This is a genomic window from Streptomyces sp. TSRI0107, from assembly GCF_001905845.1.
Lineage (GTDB): Bacteria > Actinomycetota > Actinomycetes > Streptomycetales > Streptomycetaceae > Streptomyces.
In genome coordinates this window covers 782,925-801,956 of sequence record NZ_LIVZ01000001.1, presented here as the reverse complement: position 1 = coordinate 801,956, position 19,032 = coordinate 782,925, and the positions used below count along the sequence as shown (strand labels likewise).

The following is a 19,032-nucleotide window of genomic DNA, read 5'->3' as shown; positions in this document are numbered from 1 at the left end:
AATCTGCATAATCTCTGGAGTTCTTAGGGAGGGGACGGACGCGTGGCGGAGCCGAAGGGGCATGCGTGCCCGGAGTGCGGGGCGGCGCGGGGGGCGGACAACACGCCGTCGTGCGCCTGCGGCCGGCGGGCGTCCGACGCGCTGCGCGATGCCCGCACGGCGGAACAGGCGGCGGCGGAGGACTTCGACCCGCTGCGCATACGCCCGTACGTCGATCTGGACGGCACCGGCGAGCGCCCGGCGGACGCGGAGCCCGCGGACGCGGAGCCCGCGGACGCGGAGCTGACGATGCCGCTGCGCCCCGTCGAGCCCGAGCCGGTCACCACGGTGCTGCCCACCCCGCTGGCCCCGCCGCCCTCCGCGCCCAGCACGGACGACCTCGACCTGTTCGAGGACGCGCCGCGGCCGGAGACCGGCGGCCCCGGCCCGGAGGGGCCGCACGCCCGGCGCCGTCGCCGTACCGTCCTGCTCGGCGTGGCCGGCGCGGTGGTCGCCGTGGTCGCGGCGGCCGGGCTGGCGAGCGGCCTGTTCTCGTACGACAAGCCGTCCCGGGACACCGCGCTGCCGGAGGACGTGCGCGAGGCGGTGCCGGAGGCCCGCACCAGCGAGGCGTCCCGTCCGGCCACGGCGAGCACCGGCGCCTCGGCGTCGCCCGCGTCGTCCGCCTCGCCGTCCCCCTCGGCGAGCGCGAGCCCTTCCCCGTCGCCGTCCCCGTCCGCGAGCAGCGCCTCCCCCACGCCCACGCCGACCGAGACGCCGACGCCCAGCCAGTCCGCGACGACGGACCGCGCGACCGCGTCGCCCGCCCCGGAGCAGGGTCCCGTGCTGCGGCGCGGCGACCGGGGCCCGGAGGTCACGGAACTCCAGCTGCGGCTGCGCCAGCTGTACCTGTACAACGACGAGGCGCACGGCGTCTTCACCAGCCGCGTCGAGGACGCCCTGCGCAACTACCAGTGGTCCCGGGGTCTCCAGGACGAGCTGAACGTGTACGGGACGAAGACGCGGCAGCTGCTGGAGACGGAGACGCGGGAGCCGTAGGTCCCGCGGCGGGCCGAGCCGTCCGCGCTACGGGTGCATGCGGGCGCCCTTGAGGACCTTGTCCACGGCGTTGCGCGGCCCGTGCACGGCGATGCCGACGAGGTCCAGCTGCCCGCCCGGCACCGCGCGGACCGCCGCGCGGTTGTCGCGGTCGTTGCCCGTGGCGAACAGGTCCGAGGTGAACACGGCCCTGGGCAGGGCCCGCGCGAGAGCCCGCTCGTGGGCCGCGGTCAGCGTCTCCTTGGTTCCCTCGAAGACCAGCACGGGCTGGCGGAACATCGGCAGGTAGGGAGTGCCGTCGGCGTCGGCGTACGGCTCCCCGATCAACTCCGGCAGCTCCGAGCCGAGGCCGCTGACCAGGAACGCCGTCACGTTCAGCCGCTGCCAGGTCTCCAGGTCCGCGCGGAGCAGTACGGCGATCTTGGTGTCGAAGCGGACGGGGGCGGGGGCGGTGGTGTTCTCGGTCGTCATGGTCCCAGGCTGCCGACCGCGCCCGTGGGGCGTCTTGTACGTTGTTTGCGTGGTGGCCCGGCAGGAGATCTCGGCGTGGCGCCCGCCCGTCGCGGGCGTGGTGGAGGTGTTCCACGCCCGCTTCACCGAGCACGCCTACCCGATGCACGTCCACGACGCCTGGACGCTGCTGGTCGTCGACGACGGCGTCGTCCGCTACGACCTGGACCGCCGGGAGCACGGCACGCCGGACGGCACGGTCACGCTGCTTCCGCCGCAGGTGCCGCACAACGGGTCACCGGCCACCGCGGACGGCTTCCGCAAGCGGGTGCTCTACCTGGATCTGTCCCGGCTGGACGAGAGCCTGATCGGTCCCGCCGTGGACACGCCCGACCTGGCCGATCCGGTGCTCCGGCACCGGGTGGGACGGCTGCACACCGCGCTGCGGCACCGGGGCGACGAACTGGAGGCGGAGAGCAGGCTCGCGCTGATCTGCGAGCGCCTGCGCGGCCATCTGCGCCCGCGGTCTCCCGTGGCCCGCCCGGCGGTGTGCCGGGGAGTGGCGCACGAGCTGCGGGACCTGCTCGACGCGCGGCTGGTGCCGGGGCTGGCCCTGGAGGAGGCCGCCCGGCTGCTGCACGCGCACCCCGCCCATCTGGTGCGGTCCTTCACCGGCGCGTTCGGTATCGCCCCGCACCAGTACCTGATGGCCCGCCGGGTCGACCGCGCCCGCCGGCTGCTGCTCGACGGCCTGCGTCCGGCCGAGGTGGCCGGCGAGGCCGGCTTCTACGACCAGGCGCACCTCACCCGGCACTTCAAGCGCGTGGTGGGCGCCACCCCCGGCCGGTACGCGCGGGGCCGCGCGCTCTGAGCTGAGCCCGGCCCCGGTGGCCGCGTTCAGCCGACGTGCAGGCGGATCGTCCCGTCCCCCGCGTCCTCGACCCGCACCTCGGTCAGGTCCCGGACGTGGACGTCCGGGGCGTGGACGGCGGCGCGGGGGCCGACGCCCACCACGCGCATGCCGGCCGCGCGGCCCGCGGCGATGCCCGCGCCGGAGTCCTCGAAGACGACGCAGTCGGCGGGGGCGATGCCGAGTTCGGCGGCGCCCTTGAGGAAGCCCTCGGGGTCGGGCTTGCTGGCGCCGACGGACTCGGCGGTGATCCGGACGTCGGGCAGCGCGAGCCCCGCGGCGGCCATCCGGGCGGTGGACAGGCCGACGTCCGCGGAGGTCACCAGGGCGTGCGGGAGGCCGCGCAGGGCGGCCAGGAAGGCGGGGGCGCCGGGGACGGGGACGACGCCGTCCATGTCGGCGGTCTCCTCGGCGAGCATGCGCGCGTTGTCCGCGTGGTTCTGCTCCACAGGCCGGTCGGGCAGCAGGACGGCCATGGAGGCGTGGCCCTGGCGGCCGTGCACCACCTTCATCACCTCGTCGCCGTCGAGGCCGTGCCGGTCGGCCCAGCGGCGCCAGATCCGTTCGACCACGGCGTCGGAGTTGACGAGGGTGCCGTCCATGTCGAGCAGGAGGGCGCGGGCGGTGAGCACGGTGGTGGCCGTCATCGGCAGCTCCAGGAAGCGGGGCGGGGTACAGGGGTGGCGTCCCCCGGGGAAACAGAGCAGCCCCGCCCGCCGGTCAGGGAAAACGGGCGGGAGCCACTTTGTTCCTCCACGGTACAAAACAAATCCGGCATCCCGCCAGCGCCCCGGCGAAACCTTCACCTGCCGTTCAGCTCGCGAGCCGCCCGGCGCGGGCTCAGCCGGTCACCGCCTCCCACAGGCTCCACACGCCGAGCGCCAGCATGAGCATCGCCGCGACCTTGGTGATCAGCTTCAGCGGCACCCGCTTCATCAGGGCCTTTCCGCCGACGATGCCGAGCCCGGCCACCGCCCACAGCGCCAGCACCGCGCCCAGACCGACGGACAGCGGGTCGTCGTAGCGGGCCGCGAGGTTCGCCGTCATGATCTGCGTGAGGTCACCGAACTCGGCGACGAGGATCAGCATGAAGCCGGACCCGGCGACCTTCCAGAAGGACTGGTTCTCCGGCTTGCGGACCTCGTCCTCGTCCTCGTCCTTCTTCATCAGCAGCACCGCCGCGCCGCCCAGGAAGAGCACACCGGTGAGCGCGTGCACGATCTGCTGCGGCAGCAGGGTCAGCACGCTGCCGGCCGCGACGGCGAGCGCCACGTGCAGGGCGAAGGCGGCGGCGACGCCCGCGAAGACGTAGGAGGCGCGATAGCGGGTGCCCAGGACGAGGCCGGCCAGGGCGGTCTTGTCGGGCAGCTCGGCGAGGAAGACGACGCCGAAGACGAGCGCTGTCACGGTAAGGCTGATCAAGGTTCCTCAATCGGTCGGGACTGCCCCCACCGAGAGTGCCGAGCCCTTCGCGGCGACACCTCGGCAAGGACAGCACACGGCACCCGTGCCGTACGGCACGGGCGTGCACTGCTTGCCGAAGGTCTCGCTGGCGCGGTCCTGAAGGACCCGCCTCCGGGCGCCGGCCCAGCCGAGCTGAGCAGTATGTCGACGATCCGGCGAAGAGCTACTCCCCTTCTGCGCCACCCATCGTACGGGACAGGAAGTTCGAACCTGAACCTTGTTCTGTCATGTGCACGTCGCTAACTTCTCACCGAACGCACATCCGCCGGCAACAACCCACCGCGAGCATTCCCTCGCTCGCACGCCAACACCCCCACACTCCAAGGGAGTTAGCATGACCCGGTTCTACGCGCGTCGACGGCTGAGCATAGTCGCGGCGTTCAGCGCCCTCATCGCCTCCGTGGCGCTGTTCAACGCCCCCTCCGCCTCCGCCGCCCTCCCCACCCCCGTCAGCGCGGCCACCGCCCGCACCTACCTCGCCTCCCTCACCGTCGCCGCCGAGGACCGCACCGGCTACGACCGCGACCTCTTCCCGCACTGGATCACCCAGTCCGGCGCCTGCAACACCCGCGAGGTCGTCCTCAAGCGCGACGGCACCAACGTCGTCCAGGACTCCGCGTGCGCCGCCGTCAGCGGCAGCTGGTACTCCCCCTACGACGGCGCCACCTGGACCGCCGCCTCCGACCTCGACATCGACCACCTCGTGCCGCTCGCCGAGGCCTGGGACTCCGGCGCCGACAGCTGGACCACCTCCCGCCGCCAGGCCTTCGCCAACGACCTGACCCGCCCGCAGCTGATCGCCGTCACCGACAACGTCAACCAGGCCAAGGGCGACCAGGACCCGGCCACCTGGATGCCGTCCCGCACCGCCTACCGCTGCACCTACGTCCGCGCCTGGGTGCAGGTGAAGTACTACTACGGCCTCTCCGTCGACTCCGCCGAGAAGAGCGCGCTGCAGAACCACCTCGCCTCCTGCTGACCTTCCCGGCCGGAACCGCCGCGCCCGCCTCCGTCGTTCCGTACCGTACGGGGCGACGGAGGAGGCGAGCCGCGCCCCGGTGGTGAGCCGACCATGGAAAGGGCGGGCGATCACGTGGCGGAACTGCGCCTTGGGCCACTGCTGAGATACACCGACGGTTCGTCCGCGACCGTCTGGGTCGAGGCGAGCCGGCCGTGCACCGCCGAGGTGCGCTGCGCCGACGGCGCCCACGGCACCGCCCGCACCTTCCAGGTGGCGGGCCACCACTACGCGCTGGTGCCGGTGACCGGCCTGACACCGGGTACGGCGACGGCGTACGAGGTGACCCTCGACGGCACCCGGGTCTGGCCGCTCCCCGGCTCCGGCTCCCCGCCCTCCGTCATCCGCACCGGCCTCGCCGACGACCCGGTGCGCGTCGCCTTCGGCTCCTGCCGCTGGGCCGCCCCGCCCGACCACGGCAGCGACCCCGCCGGCCCCGACGCCCTCGACACCCTCGCCGCCCGTATCACCGCCGACCCCGAGGGCGAACGGCCCGACGTGCTGCTGCTGCTCGGCGACCAGGTGTACGCCGACGAGACCTCCCCGGCCACCCGCCGCTGGCTGGGCGCCCGCCGCGACCTGCGCGAACCGCCGGGCAGCGGGGTGGCGGACTACGAGGAGTACACCCGGCTCTACTACGAGTCGTGGCTCGACCCCGATGTGCGCTGGCTGCTGTCCACCGTCCCCAGCTGCATGATCTTCGACGACCACGACGTCATCGACGACTGGAACACCTCCGCCGCCTGGCTCGCCGACATGCGGGCCACCTCCTGGTGGCGGGAGCGGCTGCTGAGCGGGCTGATGTCGTACTGGGTCCACCAGCACATCGGAAACCTGTCCCCGGCGGAGCTGGCCGAGGACCCGCTCTTCGCGGCCGTGCACGACACGCCCGACGCCACCGACGTGCTGCGCGCCTTCGCCGCCCGCGCCGACGCCGACAACACCACCGCGCGCTGGAGCTACCGCCGCGATTTCGGCCGGGTCCGGCTGCTGATGGCCGACACCCGCGCGGCCCGCGTCCTCGACGAGGGCGCCCGCTCCATGCTCGGCCCCGGCGAGGCCGCCTGGCTGCGCGAACAGGCGCTGGACGACCCCGGCGGCTACGACCACCTGCTCATCGGCAGCTCCCTGCCCTGGCTGCTGCCGCATCTGATGCACGACGCCGAGGGCTGGGACGCGGCGCTGTGCCGGGGCGAGAAGGGCCCGCGCTGGGCCCGGCTCGGGGAGCGGCTGCGCCGGGCCGCCGACCTGGAGCACTGGGCGGCCTTCCCGGAGTCCTTCGCCGCGCTGGCCGAGCTGATCGCGGAGGCGGGCTCGGGGCCCGGGGCGCCCGCGACGGTGTGCGTGCTCTCCGGGGACGTGCACCACGCGTACCTTGCCGAGCCCACCTGGCCGGCCGGGCGCGGGCCCGACGCCCGGGTGCTGCAGCTGACCTGCTCCCCCGTCCACAACTCCATCCCGCGGCCGCTGCACCTCGCCTTCAAGATCGCCTGGAGCGGTCCGGCGCGGTTCCTGGGGCGCCGGCTCGCCGGGCACGGGCGGATCCCCCTCCCGCCGGTCGACTGGCGCCGCACGGGCGGTCCGTGGTTCGGCAACCAGCTCATGACGCTGACGCTGCACGGGCGTTCGGCGACGCTGCGGCTGGAGCACGCGCGGACGGACGGGCGCGGCCGGACGCGGCTGACGACGGTGGAGGAGTCGGTGCTGACCGGCCCGTGACGATCTAAGCTCTGGCTAAATGTTGAACTTGCAAGCACCGATTAGGCACACCTAACGTGGGAGCTCCACTCGGTTCTGTCCCCCACGGGTCCACCCGGCCCAGCCGACCGAAGGAGCCCCCCACATGTCCGCACGTCTCGACAGCGCACAGCCGTACGCGATCGGCCTGTTCCGCATCGTCGTCGGCCTCCTCTTCGCCTGCCACGGCGCCGCCTCCCTGTTCGGCGTCCTCGGCGGCGCCTCCGGCGGCGACGGCGGCACCATCGGCGCCGGCACCTGGCCCGGCTGGTACGCGGCCGTCATCCAGCTCGTCGGCGGCGGCCTGGTGATGCTGGGCCTCGGCACCCGCGCCGCGGCGTTCATCGCCTCCGGCTCGATGGCCTACGCGTACTTCGACGTCCACCAGTCCATGGCCCTGTGGCCGCTGGAGAACGGCGGCGAGGCCTCCGCGATGTTCTGCTGGGCCTTCCTCCTGCTGGTCTTCACCGGCTCCGGCGCCTTCGGCCTGGACCGGCTGTTCGCCAGGCGGTCCGGGACGGCGGAGCCGGCCGCGCGGAAGACGCCGGTGGCCGCCTGACCGTGAGCGGCCGCGGTGCGGCCCGGGGCGACACCCGGGCCGCACCGCGCCCCCGCCCTTGTGAACGCTCCGTGCCGAACGCACGAGCCCCCCGTGAACCCCTTGTCACACCCCAGGCGTAGGCTCGTGGAGCTTACGGGGGACAACGGGGAGTAACGGTGCTGGAGAGTGTGGGGTCGCTGACCGGCAGTCCATGGATCTACGCGGTGGTCGCCGTGTCGATCCTCTTCGACGTCTTCGTACCGGTACTGCCCAGCGGAGTGCTGGTCATCATGGCGGCGACCGCCGCCGCGGGCACCGGCGCGGCGACCGGCGAGGCCCCGCCCGACGTGCCCGACATCCTCGCCCTCACCCTCTGCGCCACCACCGCGTCCGTGCTCGGCGACCTCGCCGCCTACCGCCTCGCCTGGCGCGGCGGCGCGCGGCTGGACCGCGCCATCGCCCGCTCGCCCCGCCTCCGCCTCGCGCAGGAACGTCTCGGCACCGCACTGGCCCGAGGCGGCGGCGCCCTCGTCGTCCTCGCCCGTTTCGCACCCGCCGGCCGCTCCGTGGTCTCCCTCGGCGCCGGCGCCGCCCGCCGCCGCGCCCGCGACTTCCTCCCCTGGTCCGCCCTGGCGGGCCTGTCGTGGGCCACCTACAGCGTCGCCCTCGGCTACTTCGGCGCCCACTGGCTGGGCACCGCCTGGCTGGCGACCGGCGTGTCCGTGCTCGCGCTGTTCGCGGCGGGGGCGGCGGCCACGTATGTGATGCGGCGGTCCTGACGGCCGGAGGCCACCCCGCCCGTGACCTGAAGTGGCCGCTCGCTGACGGCGCGTGCACGATGGAAGCCCCGGCGAAAGGACCGATGGCATGAGTGCCCGTACGTCGAAGGAGACGAGACCACCGCGACGGGCGGCCCGGGCCGGCACCGCGGTGGCCGCACTGCTCGTCGCGGCCGCGAGCGCGGCGACGCTGGTCTCGTGCGGCGGGGACGACGGCGGCGGCGGTCAGGCCTCCCCCCGGCCGACCCCCACGGGCCCCTACACCGCCTCGTTCTCCGGCACCCCGGCCTCCGCCCTCGCCTCACTGGAGGAGTCCGCCCGCGCACGGGCCTCGGCCGCCGCCTCCTCCGCCTCCGCCCGCGCCTCGGAGTTCGAGGCGTCGGTCTCGGCCGAGGTCGCCCGCGCCAACGCGGCCGCCCGGCGGGAGCTGGAGAACGTCGACGGCCAGGGCAACGCCATGGCCGACGTCTCCCTCACCGGAAAACCGCGGGCCGACACGGGCGACCTGCTCGCCGTCGTCGTCAACATCACCAACAGCACGGACAAGACCGCGTCCTACGCGGTGCGGGTCGACTTCCGCGACTCCGACGGCAAGGTCGTCGAGACCCGCTACGTCGGCGCGGAGGACCTGGCCCCCGGCGCCAAGGAACAGCCGCTCGCCATCACCCGGACACCCGCCGGGCAGCAGCTGACGGCGGCGATCACCAAGGCCCAGCGGTACTGACCCGAGGGACGGCCGCGCGGCTCGCTACCCCGCCGTGCGGGCGGCCCGGCCCCGCACCTCCAGGCCCGCCAGCAGCTCGGCCGTGGCCTCGGCGATCGCGTCGACGGCGAGGTCGAAGACCTCCCGGTTGTGCGCGGCCGGCGCCCGGAAGCCGGACACCTTCCGCACGTACTGCAACGCGGCGGCCCGAATGTCCTCCTCCGTCGCCTCCTCGGGCAACACGGGCGGACGAAGCGTCTTGATACTCCGGCACATGGCTCCAGTCTCGCACCGTGAAACGGGCGGTACCGCCGATTCGCCCACCCTGCCATGATCACCTCACAGGCGGCCACCATCACGGGGCCGACCGACGAGAGGAGCCACACCATGGCACAGCCCGCTCCCCCTTCCCCCGCTCCCGCCTCCCGCGACGGCCTCACCTTCGCCGTCCTCGGCCCCGGCGGCGTCGGCGGCCTCCTCGCCGCCCTGCTCGCCCGCGCCGGCAACCGGGTGATCTGCCTGTCCGGCGAGGAGACCGCCCGCACCCTGCGCACCGGCGGCATCCGCGTCCGCAGCCCCCACTTCGGCGACTTCACCGCCGCGGTCGAGGCCGACACCCGGCTGCGCGAGGCGGTCGACGCCTGCCTGATCACCGTCAAGCACACCGCTCTCGACGCCGCCCTGGCGCGCGTGCCGGCCGACGCGCTCGGCGACGGACTGGTCGTCCCGTTCCTCAACGGCGTGGAACACCCCGCCCTGCTCCGGGACCGCTACCGCGCCGACCGGGTCGCCCCGGCCGCCATCCGTGTCGAGTCCACCCGCGTCGCCCCCGGCGAGATCCGGCACGCCAGCCCCTTCGCCGAGATCGACCTGACCGGCGACCCGGTCCCGCGCCCCCGTCTCGACGCCCTCGCCGCGGCGTTCACGGCGGTCGGCCCGGCCACCCGCGTACTGACCGACGAGGCGGCGACGCTGTGGGCGAAGATGTCGTTCCTGGCGCCGTTCGCCCTGCTCACCACGCGGTACGCCGTACCGCTCGGCGAGATCCGCACCCACCGCCGCGAGGAGCTGACCGCGCTGGTCGAGGAGACCGCCGCGGTGAGCCGCGCCTGCGGCGGACCGGCGGACCCGGCGCAGGCCCTGGCCCGCTACGACGCCTTCCCGGCCGCCACCAGGTCCTCCATGCAGCGCGACGCGGAGGCGGGCCGCCCGCTCGAACTGGACGCGATCGGCGGGGCCCTGCTGCGCGCGGCGGACCGGCACGGCATCCCCGTACCGGTGGCGGAGAAGCTGGTACGGGACCTGCGCGACGCCGGTCACTGATCCACACACACCCGTGGGCCCGCCTCCGTCACCGGAGGCGGGCCCACGGGATGTCTCACTCCTCTTCGTCCTCGTCGCAGGAGTTGCCCGTCGCCGGGTTGAGGAGCCCGATCACGTTGATCGAGTTGCCGCACACGCCCAGGTCCAGGTCGACCGGGACCTGGATGACGTTGCCGGACAGGAGGCCGGACGACCCGGAGGCGACGCCCAGGGCGCACGCGCCGTCCTCACAGACGTCGGCGACCGCGGCCGGGGTCCGGGTTTCCGCGGCGACGGCGGCCGTTCCGGTCAGGGCCAGGGCGGCTCCGGCGGCGGCGACGGTCGCGACGATCCTCGCAGTGATACGCACAGTGCTTCTCCTTTTGCGGAGGAAGGAAGTGATGTGACCTGATTCTGTGCAGGAAAATCGTCAACGCGCCGCCGCTGATACCCCGATAGAGGGAAGCCACTCGCGACCCAAAATCGAACAGGCGTAGCATTGCCGCGTGGCTACGACCTATGACTTCCCCAGCGACCTCCGCGCCGGCCAGGAGGAGCTGCATCAGGTCCGGGCCGAGCTGACGGCCCTGCTGAAGCGCCTCCCCTGGTCGGTCGAGCCGGTCGACGGCTTCAGCGACGACGGCGGCTGGCGCAAGCTGGAACGCCCCGCCTCCCCCGGCTGGACCTCCGACGAACAGGCCGAGGTGGAGAAGCTGCGCCGCCGCGAACACGAACTCGCCGTCTTCGTCACCACCCACCGCTACTGGTCGGAACTGACCGGCCCGGACCGGGTCGACGCCCGCTCCTCGCTGAAGCACGCGCACGAGGCCCCGGAGGGGACCGAGGAAGCCTGAAGGAGGCCTGAGGCGGCCTGGGACGACGAAGAGACCCCGGCCGGTGCGGCCGGGGTCTCTTCGTCATGTGTGGGCGCGGACGGTTTCGAACCGCCGACATCCTGCTTGTAAGGCAGGCGCTCTACCCCTGAGCTACGCACCCGTGAACGAGTCGACAGCCTACCTTGCCCGGGGCACTGTCCTGCAAACGCGTTCAGGGTGGCGCACCACCGGCCCGCTGGACCTCGCACCGGCGACCGCAAAGTCACGGTCCGTACGGCGAACTGACGGGCCCGTGTGTTCGTCCTTAACCGGTGGGAGAATGACACCGGGCAGGGCGGATGACAGCACGGGAGAGGGATGTGACGGCGACACCGCAGCAGCCGTACTCGCCGTCGATGCCGCGCGGGCACCACCGCGCCGCCCCACCGAGAGCCCCGCGCCGCGCCCGGCGCTCCGGCGCGGTCCGCGACACGCTCGCCCTGATCGCCCTGCCGCTGGTCGCCGCGCTCGCGCTGCCCGCCGCGTTCGCCGGCGGCGGCACCAGACGCTGGTTCGGCGGCCGGGCCGAGAGCCAGCGGGCGGAGGCGCAGGCCGCCAAGGACGCCGCCGCCGCCGCGTTCTACGAACTGGACACCGCGCAGCGGGACCTGCGCATCTCCATCGAGACCATCGCCGCCGTCGACGACTCCCCCGCCGCCCGCCGCGCGGCCGCCGACTTCCAGGCGCTCGGCGTGCGCATCGACGAGGCCAGCCACCGCTACATCCAGGCGGTCGACGCCCACGACCTCGACCGCGACGACCTGGAGGCCTCCGCCGCCACCCGGGCCCGCACCGAACTCACCGCCGCCCAGGACGAGCTGGGCCGCGTCAAGCAGGACCTGGACCGGTTCGCCGAGGGCCTCGGCCCGCTGCTCGGCAAGGCCGAGACCCAGCTGGCACGGCTCGCCCCCGCCCTCGAACGCGCCCGGCAGGCCCTGCTCGCCGCCTCCGACGCGCTGGACGCCACCAGAGGCTCCGGGCTCACGGCCGACGACCTCGCCGCCCGGCTCGCCGCCCTCGCCCCCGAGCTGACCAAGCTGAACCAGGGCGCCGGGCAGCACGGCGTCCCGCAGACCCTGGAGCGCGCCGAACGGGTCGCCCGGGAGGCCGAGACGATCCGCGCGGAGGCCGAGCGGCTGCCGGAGCGGGCCGCCGAGACGGACCACCGGCTGGTGTCCCTGCGGACGCGCGCGCAGGCCCTGACCACCCGGGCCGGCCAGGTCGAGCCGATCCTCAGCGAACTGCGCCGGCGCTTCACGCTCGCCTGCTGGCAGGACCTCCAGCGGGTGCCCGAGCAGGCCGCGGAGAGCATCCGGCAGGCCGAGGCCAAGCTCCGCGAGGCGCAGACCGCGCGGGACGCCCAGCGCTGGCCCGACGCGACCGCGCTGCTGTCGACGGCGCGTGCGCTGCTCAACTCCACCGACGAGGCGGTCTCCGCCGCGGGGGACCGGCTGCGGCGGCTGAACGCCGTACAGAAGGATCCCCAGCAGGAGATCGACCGCACCCGGTTCGCCATCCGGGACGCCCAGCGGCTCGCCATGGCCGGCCGCCACACCCCCGACCCGCGGCACGCGCGGCCGCTGGACGACTCCGTGGCCCGCCTGGAGCGCGCCGTCGCCGGGCTGGAGGGGCGCCACCCCGACTACTGGCACTTCCTCACGGAGACGGAGGCGGTGCGGCAGACGGTCGCGGAGGTGGTCGCCCTGATCCGCGAGGAGCGCGGGGCGGGCGCCGGCCACTGAGCTGTTTTGGTGGCGCGCGATCCGGGGCAGGCGGATATTGGTGAACGAAAGGGACGTATGAGTCGTCCGTCGGCCACGCACCAGCTCCCGGAGGGAGGCGGATATGGCCGCACACGCAGTGCACAAGGGATCGGGACGAGGAATCAGCTTCAACGACCACCTGCCTGTCGACCACCGACTGAACAAGGTGTACCGGATCGGCGCGGGCCTGATGGGTCTCGTGCTGGTCGCCTTCGGCATCCTCGGCCTGATCGGCCGGGTCGGCTTCTTCGACACGCGCGGTGACCAGGTCGTCGGCCTGAACACCAACGGCGCGCTGAGCGTGCTGTCGATCTGCGTGGGGCTGCTGCTGTTCGTCGGCATGGTGATCGGCGGCAACTTCGCGTCGACGCTCAACATGGTCGTCGGAGTCGCCTTCATCCTCAGCGGCTTCCTCAACCTCGGGCTGCTGGGCACCGAGAACAACTTCCTCGCGTTCCGCATCCAGAACGTGCTGTTCAGCTTCGTGTACGGCGTGGTGCTGATGACCTTCGGGATGTACGGGCGGGTCGGCTCGGCCTTGCCACGGGACAACCCGTACTTCCGTGCCCGCCACCCGGACCTGGCCACGGATGTCGACGAGGACCGGGTGCGGCGCGCGGAAATGCGGCCCGAGCGGCTGCAGCCGCCGGAGGCGGGCCGTTAATCTGGGCGCATGCCTCGCTATGAGTACCGCTGCCGGACCTGCGGCGACACGTTCGAACTGAGCCGACCGATGGCGGAGTCCGCCGATCCCGCGGCGTGCCCTGCGGGGCATGACGACACGGTGAAGCTGTTGTCGACCGTGGCGGTCGGCGGTTCCGCGTCGGCGCCCGCGGCGCCCCGCGCGGGCGGGGGCGGGTGTTGCGGCGGGGGTTGCTGCAGCTGACGTGCGTCGCCGGCCGCGGGTGGCTGGTGGGCTGGTCGCGCAGTTCCCCGCGCCCCTAGGGGGTGTCAGGACCCGGCGTCCCTAAGATCTCACCGCCCTCAGGAACTCCCTCAGTGTGCGTTCGCCCGCCAGTACGCCGCGTTCGGGCAGGGCCGTCACCGTGGGGGCGGTCCAGTCGGTGTCCGCGAGTTCTCCGTGGCCCGGGCGCCAGCCGCGGTCCGCGGCGAGCAGGAGGTCGGCGTCGAGGAGCGAGTCGCCGGCGGCCAGCGTCAGCTCGGCGCCGGTGCGGCGGGCCACCTCGTGCATGGCCGCGCTCTTGGTGAGCGGCTTCGGGACGGCGTAGAGCTTGCGGCCCTGTAGGGAGACCGTCCAGCCGCGGTTCTCCGCCCACACCGCAAGCTCCTTCACCCACTCCTCGGGCAGCAGCTCCCGCTCGACGACCAGGTAGGCGAAGAGGTCCTCGGCGATCCGGTGCTTGCGCACCCACACCGGGTCGGCGGTGGCCGCGAGGTGGGCCCGGATCTCGTCGAGGGAGGCGCACTCGTCGGCGAGGCGCGCGGTCACCCGGGCGTGCCAGGCGGGGTCGGAGACGCCGTCGACCAGGAGATGTCCGCCGTTGGCGCAGATCGCGTACTTCGGCGGCGGCCCCGGCAGGTTGATGCGCAGGTACTGCTTGCGCGTCCGGGTCGTGGTCGGTACGAACACCGCCGCGTCCCCGAGCTCGCCGAGCAGCCCTGCCGCGGTCTCGGTCATGTACGACAGCGGCTTGCTCTCGTGGACCTCGACGCACAGCAGCCGGGGCGCCCGCGCGTCCGGCATGGTCAGCGCGAGGGCCGCGGAGGAGTAGATCAGCGTACGGTCGAGGTCGCTCGCCACGAGCACCGGCATCAGAGGGCCACCGCCTTTCCGTCGGCGCCCGTCGCGCCGCGCGTGTACTGGGGATGGATCAGCCCCACGCAGGTGTAGGGCAGGTCGGCGACCTCCTCGACCGGCACCCCGCGCTGCTCGGCGAGCAGCCGGACGTGGTCCAGGTCGGCGCCGGCGCCGGCGCGCGCGAGGATCTTCCACGGCACGCGGCGCAGCAGTACCCGGGTGGTCTCGCCGACACCGGGCTTGACCAGGTTGACGTCGTGGATGCCGTACTCCTCGCTGATCCGTTCGACGGCCGCCCAGCCCTCCCAGGTGGGGGTGCGGTCGGCGGCCAGCAGTTCCTTGACCGCCGCGTCCACCGTGTCCCGGACCTCGGGGAAGCGGGCGGAGACCGCGTCGAGGAAGGCCACCGAGACGTCGGCGCCGGCGAGTTCGCGGTAGAACTTGGCGCCGTGGTAGTCGTGCGGGCCGACCAGGTCGGCACGGAGCACGGTACGCGAGATCAGCCCGGAGACCGTGGAGTTGAGGCACGCCGAGGGGATCAGGAAGTCCTCGCGCGTGCCGTACGTGCGGACGCAGGCGCCCGGGTCGGCGAGCACGGCGATCTCCCGGTCGAAGCCGGTGACGCCCTCGGCCCGCTCGAAATCGTCGAGCGCGGCGGCGAGTTCGCGGGTGATGGCGCCCTTGCCGGTCCAGCCGTCGACGAAGACGACGTCGGCCGGGTCGTGGTGGGCGGCCAGCCAGCGCAGCGCGTTGGCGTCGATGCCCCGGCCGCGCACGATGGAGACGGCGTAGTGCGCGAGGTCGAGGCCGTGCCGGTCCTGGGCCCAGCGGCGCATCAGCACGCCGACGGGGGTGCCCGCGCGGGCCAGCGACACCAGCACCGGGCGCGGGGAGCGTTCGGCGAGCACGGTCTCCGTCACCACGCCGACGGCGGTGGCGAGGCGGGCCGCGGACGCGTCCAGCGCGGCGTGGAAGAGCTGCTGGTACTGCTCGCTGGGCTGGTACTCGACCGGCAGCGACTCGGCGTAGTGCGCGCCGCCGCTCTGGATGGCCTCCTCGCGCTCCTCGGTCGGCGCCTCCAGCGTGACGTCCGACAGGTCCTGCAGGAGCCAGCCGACCTCGTCGGGCGCGTACGAGGAGAAGGCGGGGCCGCGAAGGGGCTCGGGCAGCATGGCGGGCCTTTCGGGGGCGGGCGCGGCCCCGGGGACGTACGAGGGGACGACCGTGAGCAGGACGTGCGGGGTGTGCCCGGCGAGCCGGGCGAGCAGGCCGTCGGGGGCGTGCAGTGCGGGGGTGTCGGCGGCCGAGTCGACGACGGCGACCACCGCGTCGAAGCCGGCGCCGGCCACGTTGTAGGCGTAGCGGTCGCCGGGCCCGTCGGCCGGGTCGTCGTGGGCGGGGAAGACCAGGCGGGTGCGGATGGCGTAGCCGGGGTCGTCGACGGCGAGGACGGGTGAGCGGGTGGTGGTGGAGAACCGTATCTCCGTGCCGTCGAGGAGCCGCTCCAGCTCGTGGGCGAGGCGCAGCGGGGTGTACATCAGCTCCTCGAAACCGAGGACGTGGACGCGGCGGGCGTCCTTCGGCAGCGCCTCGGCTATTCGCGCGGCCATGGCGGGCAGCGCGGCTTCCAGGCGGGCCCGGTGCCGGGGGGTGAAGCCGTGGCGGCCGCCGTCGGGGAGGCCGGGGGGCCAGCGCAGGTCGACTCGGGCGGCATGGCCGTCTGCGGTTGTTCGCGCCCACGCGCCGGAGCCGGACATGTCACTGCCCCGCGCCCCTGAGTGGGCTTCCTCGAACCGCGTCACCAGGTCCTGCCCCTTTTCCAGCACCCCCTCCGGCAGGCGCACCGTGCCCGAAGCCGTCGTCACCAGGTCCACCCGCGCGTCGATCTCCCGCGCGAAGTCGTCCAGGCGGCCCGCGTCGGCCGGGGAGCGCATGTCGACGAGGGCGACCACGACGTACCGCTTGCGCGGGTAGCGGGCGTGCAGGTCGCGGATGGTGTTCAGGACCGTGTTGCCGGTGGAGAACTCGTCGTCGACCAGGACCAGCGGGCCGTCCCCGGCGAGCAGGCCGGGGTCCTCGGGGAGCAGCAGATGGGAGGTGGCGTGCGAGTGGGACTCCTCGAAGCCGCCCGCCCGCGCGACCCCGGCGACCGGGCGGCGGGTGGAGTGCAGGTACGGCGCGAGGCCCACACCGTCGGCGACCGAGTGGCCGAGGCCCGTCGCGGTCTCCGCGTAGCCGAGGACGACCGCCTCGCGGGCCGCGTCGTCGCCCAGCAGTTCCCGCACCCGGCGGCCGAGCGCGACTCCGTGGCCGTAGACCACGGAGGGTGCCTGCGGTACGTGCTTGCCGAGCACGTTCGACACGAGCAGATGGGCCCGCTTGGGGTTGCGGCGCAGCGCCAGCCCGAGCAGGTCGGTCAGCGTGTCGTCGCCCGCGAGTTCGACACCCAGCCGCCGGGCGACCCAGCTGCCGGACCAGACCTCGTCGTTCACTGCCTTGTTCATGCGTCCCTTGAGTAGAGGTTCGTACGTCCCTTGCGGGGCCGGTTCAGGTCGGGATCCCGGCGGCCAGCAGATCCACGAAGCCGATGTCCTCGCGCGCCACGCCGAAGACCTCGGCGCGCAGCAGGGTCCGCTCGGCCCAGGCGCGGTGCGGCTTCACCTCGTTCATCTTGTTCGTGTACGCCGACCTGAGCACTCCCCCGCCGTCGCGCTCCGGCCGCAGGATGTCCTGCGCGTCGCTGAACTCCTCGTGGCTGACCACGGACAGCGCGTGCACGGGCAGCACATGGGAGGGGTGGATGCAGGTCTTGCCGAGCAGGCCGTTCGCCTGGTCCAGCGAGATCTCCCGCAGCAGCCCGTCCATGGCGTGCTCGATCAGTCTCGCGCGCAATTCCTCCGCCTGCCCCTCCAGGAAGGGGCTGCGCCGCAACTGCGGCTTGAACATGCGCTCCTGGACCCGGAAGTACTCCCACACCGGCCCGGTCACGGTGAAGCCGGTCCCGTCGGCGCGGGCCAGCATGTTCACCACGTCGGCGATCACGGAGGCGACGATCTGGACGTCGTACGCCGTCATGTCGGGGGCCCGGCGCAGGCCGTACGAGGAGCAGAAGTCGGTGACCCCGAGCCGCAGCGCGAGCACCCGGTCCCGGTACTTGTCGACGGCCCGGAAGATCCCCTCAAGGGTCTCCACCCGCGACTCCCGGTACAGCAGCTCCGGCGACTCCAGCACCGGCATCGCGAACAGCCGCCGCCCGCTCGCCGTGTCGGCCGCCGCCACGGCCTCCAGGAAGGGGATGCCGCGCTCCTCGGTGAACTTCGGCAGCACGAAGCCGGACAGCAGCCGCACCGCCGGGCCGAGCCGGCCGACCAGGTCGGGGATCTGCTCGGGGGTGCGGACGCGGATGAACAGCAGCGGCGGCTCGGCAGCGCCTACGCGGCCGGCGAGGTCCGTGAACTGCCGGACGAGGTTCTCCTCGCCCGCGGCGACGTCCGCGTCGTCGATCGAGTCCTCCAGGCACAGCACCATCGAGACCACGCCGCGTCCGGTCTGTTTCAGGATGTCGTCGGCGAGCCGCGGCCGGGTGGCCGGGCTGTACAGCGTGGCGCCCAGGGCCGCGGAGAGCAGCCGGGCCGGGGAGCCGGCGGTGAACTCGCACGGCTCCCGGTGGAAGAGGCGCTGCCGCACCTCAGGGGCGATGTGCCCGAAATGACGCATAGAACTCCCCCGTGGCGACGGTGGCTGTATCGGCAAAAGCGCTGATGGGTGGCCGGTAATAGTACGTAGAACTCCATGTCAGGGGTTCCCGATGGGCATGAATTTCAGGTAACGGGGTCCCACACGACGCGCTGTCCACACCCCACCCCGCGTTGTCGTGACCAGGACGGAGAAGGCAGGATGACGGCATGACGCACGCCATGCTGAAGGGGTCGAACGTCCCGCTCGAAGCCACGACGGTGCGCGCCGTGCTGCGCTGGACGCCCGGGCAGGGGGTCCCGGATGTCGACGCCTCGGCGCTGCTCCTCGGCCCCGACGGTCGTGTGCGCTCCGACGAGGACTTCGTCTTCTACAACCAGCCCCGGCACCCCTCGGGACAGGTCTGGCGGCTCGGCAAGAAGCGGGTCGCCGAGGGCCTGACCGATACGATCCAGACAGATCTGGCCGGTGTCGAGCCCGGCGTCGGACAGATTCTTGTCGTCGCTTCGGCGGACGGCGTCCCCTTCGACCGCGTACGGTCCCTGCGCATCCTGCTGTACGACGCCGCCGCCCCGGACGGGGAACCGCTGGCGTACTTCGACGTGAAGCCGGAGACCGGCGAGGAGACCGCGCTGATCTGCGGCGAGCTGTACCGCCGCGGCGAGGGCTGGAAGTTCCGCGCCCTGGGCGAGGGCTACTCCAACGGCCTGAAGGGCCTGGCGACGGACTACGGCATCTCGGTCGACGAGTCGGAGGCGCCGGAGGAGCCGGCGCAGACGCACACACCGCCGGAGGTGTCCCAGCCGCTGCCCCCCGAGCAGCCGACGCAGACGGTCCCCCCGCAGGCCGGCTACGGCTACCCGCAGCAGCCCCCGGCCACGGCCCCGGCCTACGGCTACCCCCAGCCGACCAGCGCCCCGTCGTACGGGTATCCGCAGCCGGCGGGCGAGTTCCGTATGCCGCCGCAGGGGCCGCAGTTCATCGGACGCTGAGGGAG

At 73.5% G+C, this 19,032-nt stretch carries 21 protein-coding genes and 1 tRNA gene; 13 read left to right on the top strand and 9 right to left on the bottom strand.

Annotated features, from left to right (window positions below; translation table 11 throughout):
* The first annotated feature begins 42 nt into the window (after positions 1–42).
* A complete protein-coding gene (locus tag AMK31_RS03570) occupies positions 43–1,038 on the top strand; it encodes a peptidoglycan-binding domain-containing protein (RefSeq protein ID WP_073938812.1) in 996 nt (331 codons plus the stop codon).
* A 27-nt stretch (positions 1,039–1,065) separates the two neighbouring features.
* Here AMK31_RS03570 and AMK31_RS03565 read toward each other — a convergent pair whose 3' ends face one another.
* On the bottom strand, positions 1,066–1,509 hold the full coding sequence (locus AMK31_RS03565; RefSeq protein ID WP_073938811.1) for a DUF2000 domain-containing protein: 444 nt from the start codon (positions 1,507–1,509) through the stop codon (positions 1,066–1,068).
* 49 nt (positions 1,510–1,558) lie between these two features.
* Between AMK31_RS03565 and AMK31_RS03560 the strand changes: the two genes are divergently transcribed.
* Positions 1,559–2,359 (top strand): AraC family transcriptional regulator, encoded by an 801-nt coding sequence (locus tag AMK31_RS03560; RefSeq protein WP_107468498.1) that lies wholly within the window; start codon positions 1,559–1,561, stop codon positions 2,357–2,359.
* 26 nt (positions 2,360–2,385) lie between these two features.
* On the opposite strand, the gene AMK31_RS03555 is transcribed toward AMK31_RS03560, so the two are convergent.
* Complete coding sequence (locus AMK31_RS03555) at positions 2,386–3,045, bottom strand: HAD-IA family hydrolase (protein ID WP_073938810.1); 660 nt, start codon at positions 3,043–3,045, stop codon at positions 2,386–2,388.
* Between the two features lie 193 nt (positions 3,046–3,238).
* Positions 3,239–3,820 (bottom strand): TMEM165/GDT1 family protein, encoded by a 582-nt coding sequence (locus AMK31_RS03550; protein ID WP_073938809.1) that lies wholly within the window; start codon positions 3,818–3,820, stop codon positions 3,239–3,241.
* Positions 3,821–4,196: 376 nt separating this feature from the next.
* Here AMK31_RS03550 and AMK31_RS03545 point away from each other — a divergent pair, with 376 nt between their 5' ends.
* The 5 genes from AMK31_RS03545 (at position 4,197) to AMK31_RS03525 (ending at position 8,661) form a co-directional block, all read left to right on the top strand.
* Entirely contained in the window at positions 4,197–4,841 is a 645-nt protein-coding gene (locus AMK31_RS03545; RefSeq protein WP_073938808.1) for an HNH endonuclease family protein, read from the top strand.
* 114 nt (positions 4,842–4,955) lie between these two features.
* Positions 4,956–6,599 carry an alkaline phosphatase D family protein gene (locus tag AMK31_RS03540; RefSeq protein ID WP_073938807.1) on the top strand — a complete coding sequence of 548 codons (1,644 nt, stop codon included), beginning with the start codon at positions 4,956–4,958 and terminating at the stop codon, positions 6,597–6,599.
* A gap of 124 nt (positions 6,600–6,723) precedes the next feature.
* Entirely contained in the window at positions 6,724–7,176 is a 453-nt protein-coding gene (locus AMK31_RS03535) for a DoxX family protein (protein ID WP_073938806.1), read from the top strand.
* A gap of 158 nt (positions 7,177–7,334) precedes the next feature.
* Positions 7,335–7,937: a DedA family protein gene (locus AMK31_RS03530; RefSeq protein ID WP_073938805.1), complete on the top strand. Its 603-nt coding sequence runs from the start codon at positions 7,335–7,337 to the stop codon at positions 7,935–7,937.
* Between the two features lie 88 nt (positions 7,938–8,025).
* Positions 8,026–8,661, top strand: coding sequence for an FxLYD domain-containing protein (locus AMK31_RS03525; RefSeq protein WP_073938804.1), 636 nt, complete (start codon positions 8,026–8,028; stop codon positions 8,659–8,661).
* A gap of 24 nt (positions 8,662–8,685) precedes the next feature.
* Here AMK31_RS03525 and AMK31_RS03520 read toward each other — a convergent pair whose 3' ends face one another.
* Positions 8,686–8,916, bottom strand: a complete 231-nt coding sequence (locus AMK31_RS03520; protein ID WP_073938803.1) for a DUF2277 domain-containing protein — start codon at positions 8,914–8,916, stop codon at positions 8,686–8,688.
* A 111-nt stretch (positions 8,917–9,027) separates the two neighbouring features.
* Here AMK31_RS03520 and AMK31_RS03515 point away from each other — a divergent pair, with 111 nt between their 5' ends.
* Positions 9,028–9,963, top strand: a complete 936-nt coding sequence (locus AMK31_RS03515; RefSeq protein ID WP_073938979.1) for a ketopantoate reductase family protein — start codon at positions 9,028–9,030, stop codon at positions 9,961–9,963.
* 55 nt (positions 9,964–10,018) lie between these two features.
* Here the strand turns inward: AMK31_RS03515 and AMK31_RS03510 are convergent, their stop codons facing one another.
* Positions 10,019–10,312, bottom strand: coding sequence for a chaplin (locus tag AMK31_RS03510; protein ID WP_073938802.1), 294 nt, complete (start codon positions 10,310–10,312; stop codon positions 10,019–10,021).
* Positions 10,313–10,448: 136 nt separating this feature from the next.
* On the opposite strand from AMK31_RS03510, the gene AMK31_RS03505 reads away from it, so the two are divergent.
* On the top strand, positions 10,449–10,796 hold the full coding sequence (locus tag AMK31_RS03505) for a hypothetical protein (RefSeq protein WP_073938801.1): 348 nt from the start codon (positions 10,449–10,451) through the stop codon (positions 10,794–10,796).
* A 70-nt stretch (positions 10,797–10,866) separates the two neighbouring features.
* Here AMK31_RS03505 and AMK31_RS03500 read toward each other — a convergent pair.
* Positions 10,867–10,938, bottom strand: a tRNA-Val gene (locus AMK31_RS03500).
* Positions 10,939–11,137: 199 nt separating this feature from the next.
* On the opposite strand from AMK31_RS03500, the gene AMK31_RS03495 reads away from it, so the two are divergent.
* The 3 genes from AMK31_RS03495 (at position 11,138) to AMK31_RS03485 (ending at position 13,466) form a co-directional block, all read left to right on the top strand.
* Positions 11,138–12,559, top strand: a complete 1,422-nt coding sequence (locus tag AMK31_RS03495) for a hypothetical protein (RefSeq protein ID WP_073938800.1) — start codon at positions 11,138–11,140, stop codon at positions 12,557–12,559.
* A gap of 103 nt (positions 12,560–12,662) precedes the next feature.
* Entirely contained in the window at positions 12,663–13,244 is a 582-nt protein-coding gene (locus AMK31_RS03490) for a DUF4383 domain-containing protein (RefSeq protein ID WP_073938799.1), read from the top strand.
* Positions 13,245–13,253: 9 nt separating this feature from the next.
* Complete coding sequence (locus AMK31_RS03485; RefSeq protein WP_073938798.1) at positions 13,254–13,466, top strand: FmdB family zinc ribbon protein; 213 nt, start codon at positions 13,254–13,256, stop codon at positions 13,464–13,466.
* Positions 13,467–13,547: 81 nt separating this feature from the next.
* On the opposite strand, the gene AMK31_RS03480 is transcribed toward AMK31_RS03485, so the two are convergent.
* From AMK31_RS03480 to AMK31_RS03470, 3 genes are read right to left on the bottom strand one after another with little or no spacing between them, the layout of a single operon-like run.
* Complete coding sequence (locus tag AMK31_RS03480; RefSeq protein WP_073938797.1) at positions 13,548–14,354, bottom strand: HAD family hydrolase; 807 nt, start codon at positions 14,352–14,354, stop codon at positions 13,548–13,550.
* On the bottom strand, positions 14,354–16,843 hold the full coding sequence (locus AMK31_RS03475; RefSeq protein ID WP_073938796.1) for a phosphoribosyltransferase: 2,490 nt from the start codon (positions 16,841–16,843) through the stop codon (positions 14,354–14,356). The genes AMK31_RS03480 and AMK31_RS03475 overlap by 1 nt, the downstream gene beginning before the upstream one ends.
* 43 nt (positions 16,844–16,886) lie before the next feature.
* The gene (locus AMK31_RS03470) at positions 16,887–18,056 is read right to left on the bottom strand and encodes an HpcH/HpaI aldolase/citrate lyase family protein (RefSeq protein ID WP_073938795.1); all 1,170 of its coding nucleotides are present in this window, start codon (positions 18,054–18,056) and stop codon (positions 16,887–16,889) included.
* Positions 18,057–18,244: 188 nt separating this feature from the next.
* On the opposite strand from AMK31_RS03470, the gene AMK31_RS03465 reads away from it, so the two are divergent.
* Positions 18,245–19,027 carry a TerD family protein gene (locus AMK31_RS03465; protein ID WP_073938794.1) on the top strand — a complete coding sequence of 261 codons (783 nt, stop codon included), beginning with the start codon at positions 18,245–18,247 and terminating at the stop codon, positions 19,025–19,027.
* The last annotated feature ends 5 nt before the right edge of the window (positions 19,028–19,032 follow it).

What these genes read in the sequence shown, in the direction of transcription:
- AMK31_RS03465 (WP_073938794.1), top strand. Translation starts at nt 18,245, where the DNA reads ATGACGCACGCCATGCTGAAGGGGTCGAACGTCCCGCTCGAAGCCACG.
- AMK31_RS03515 (WP_073938979.1), top strand. Translation starts at nt 9,028, where the DNA reads ATGGCACAGCCCGCTCCCCCTTCCCCCGCTCCCGCCTCCCGCGACGGC.
- AMK31_RS03475 (WP_073938796.1), bottom strand. Translation starts at nt 16,843, where the DNA reads ATGAACAAGGCAGTGAACGACGAGGTCTGGTCCGGCAGCTGGGTCGCC.
- AMK31_RS03565 (WP_073938811.1), bottom strand. Translation starts at nt 1,509, where the DNA reads ATGACGACCGAGAACACCACCGCCCCCGCCCCCGTCCGCTTCGACACC.
- AMK31_RS03490 (WP_073938799.1), top strand. Translation starts at nt 12,663, where the DNA reads ATGGCCGCACACGCAGTGCACAAGGGATCGGGACGAGGAATCAGCTTC.
- AMK31_RS03545 (WP_073938808.1), top strand. Translation starts at nt 4,197, where the DNA reads ATGACCCGGTTCTACGCGCGTCGACGGCTGAGCATAGTCGCGGCGTTC.
- AMK31_RS03480 (WP_073938797.1), bottom strand. Translation starts at nt 14,354, where the DNA reads ATGCCGGTGCTCGTGGCGAGCGACCTCGACCGTACGCTGATCTACTCC.
- AMK31_RS03485 (WP_073938798.1), top strand. Translation starts at nt 13,254, where the DNA reads ATGCCTCGCTATGAGTACCGCTGCCGGACCTGCGGCGACACGTTCGAA.
- AMK31_RS03470 (WP_073938795.1), bottom strand. Translation starts at nt 18,056, where the DNA reads ATGCGTCATTTCGGGCACATCGCCCCTGAGGTGCGGCAGCGCCTCTTC.
- AMK31_RS03520 (WP_073938803.1), bottom strand. Translation starts at nt 8,916, where the DNA reads ATGTGCCGGAGTATCAAGACGCTTCGTCCGCCCGTGTTGCCCGAGGAG.
- AMK31_RS03535 (WP_073938806.1), top strand. Translation starts at nt 6,724, where the DNA reads ATGTCCGCACGTCTCGACAGCGCACAGCCGTACGCGATCGGCCTGTTC.
- AMK31_RS03555 (WP_073938810.1), bottom strand. Translation starts at nt 3,045, where the DNA reads ATGACGGCCACCACCGTGCTCACCGCCCGCGCCCTCCTGCTCGACATG.
- AMK31_RS03525 (WP_073938804.1), top strand. Translation starts at nt 8,026, where the DNA reads ATGAGTGCCCGTACGTCGAAGGAGACGAGACCACCGCGACGGGCGGCC.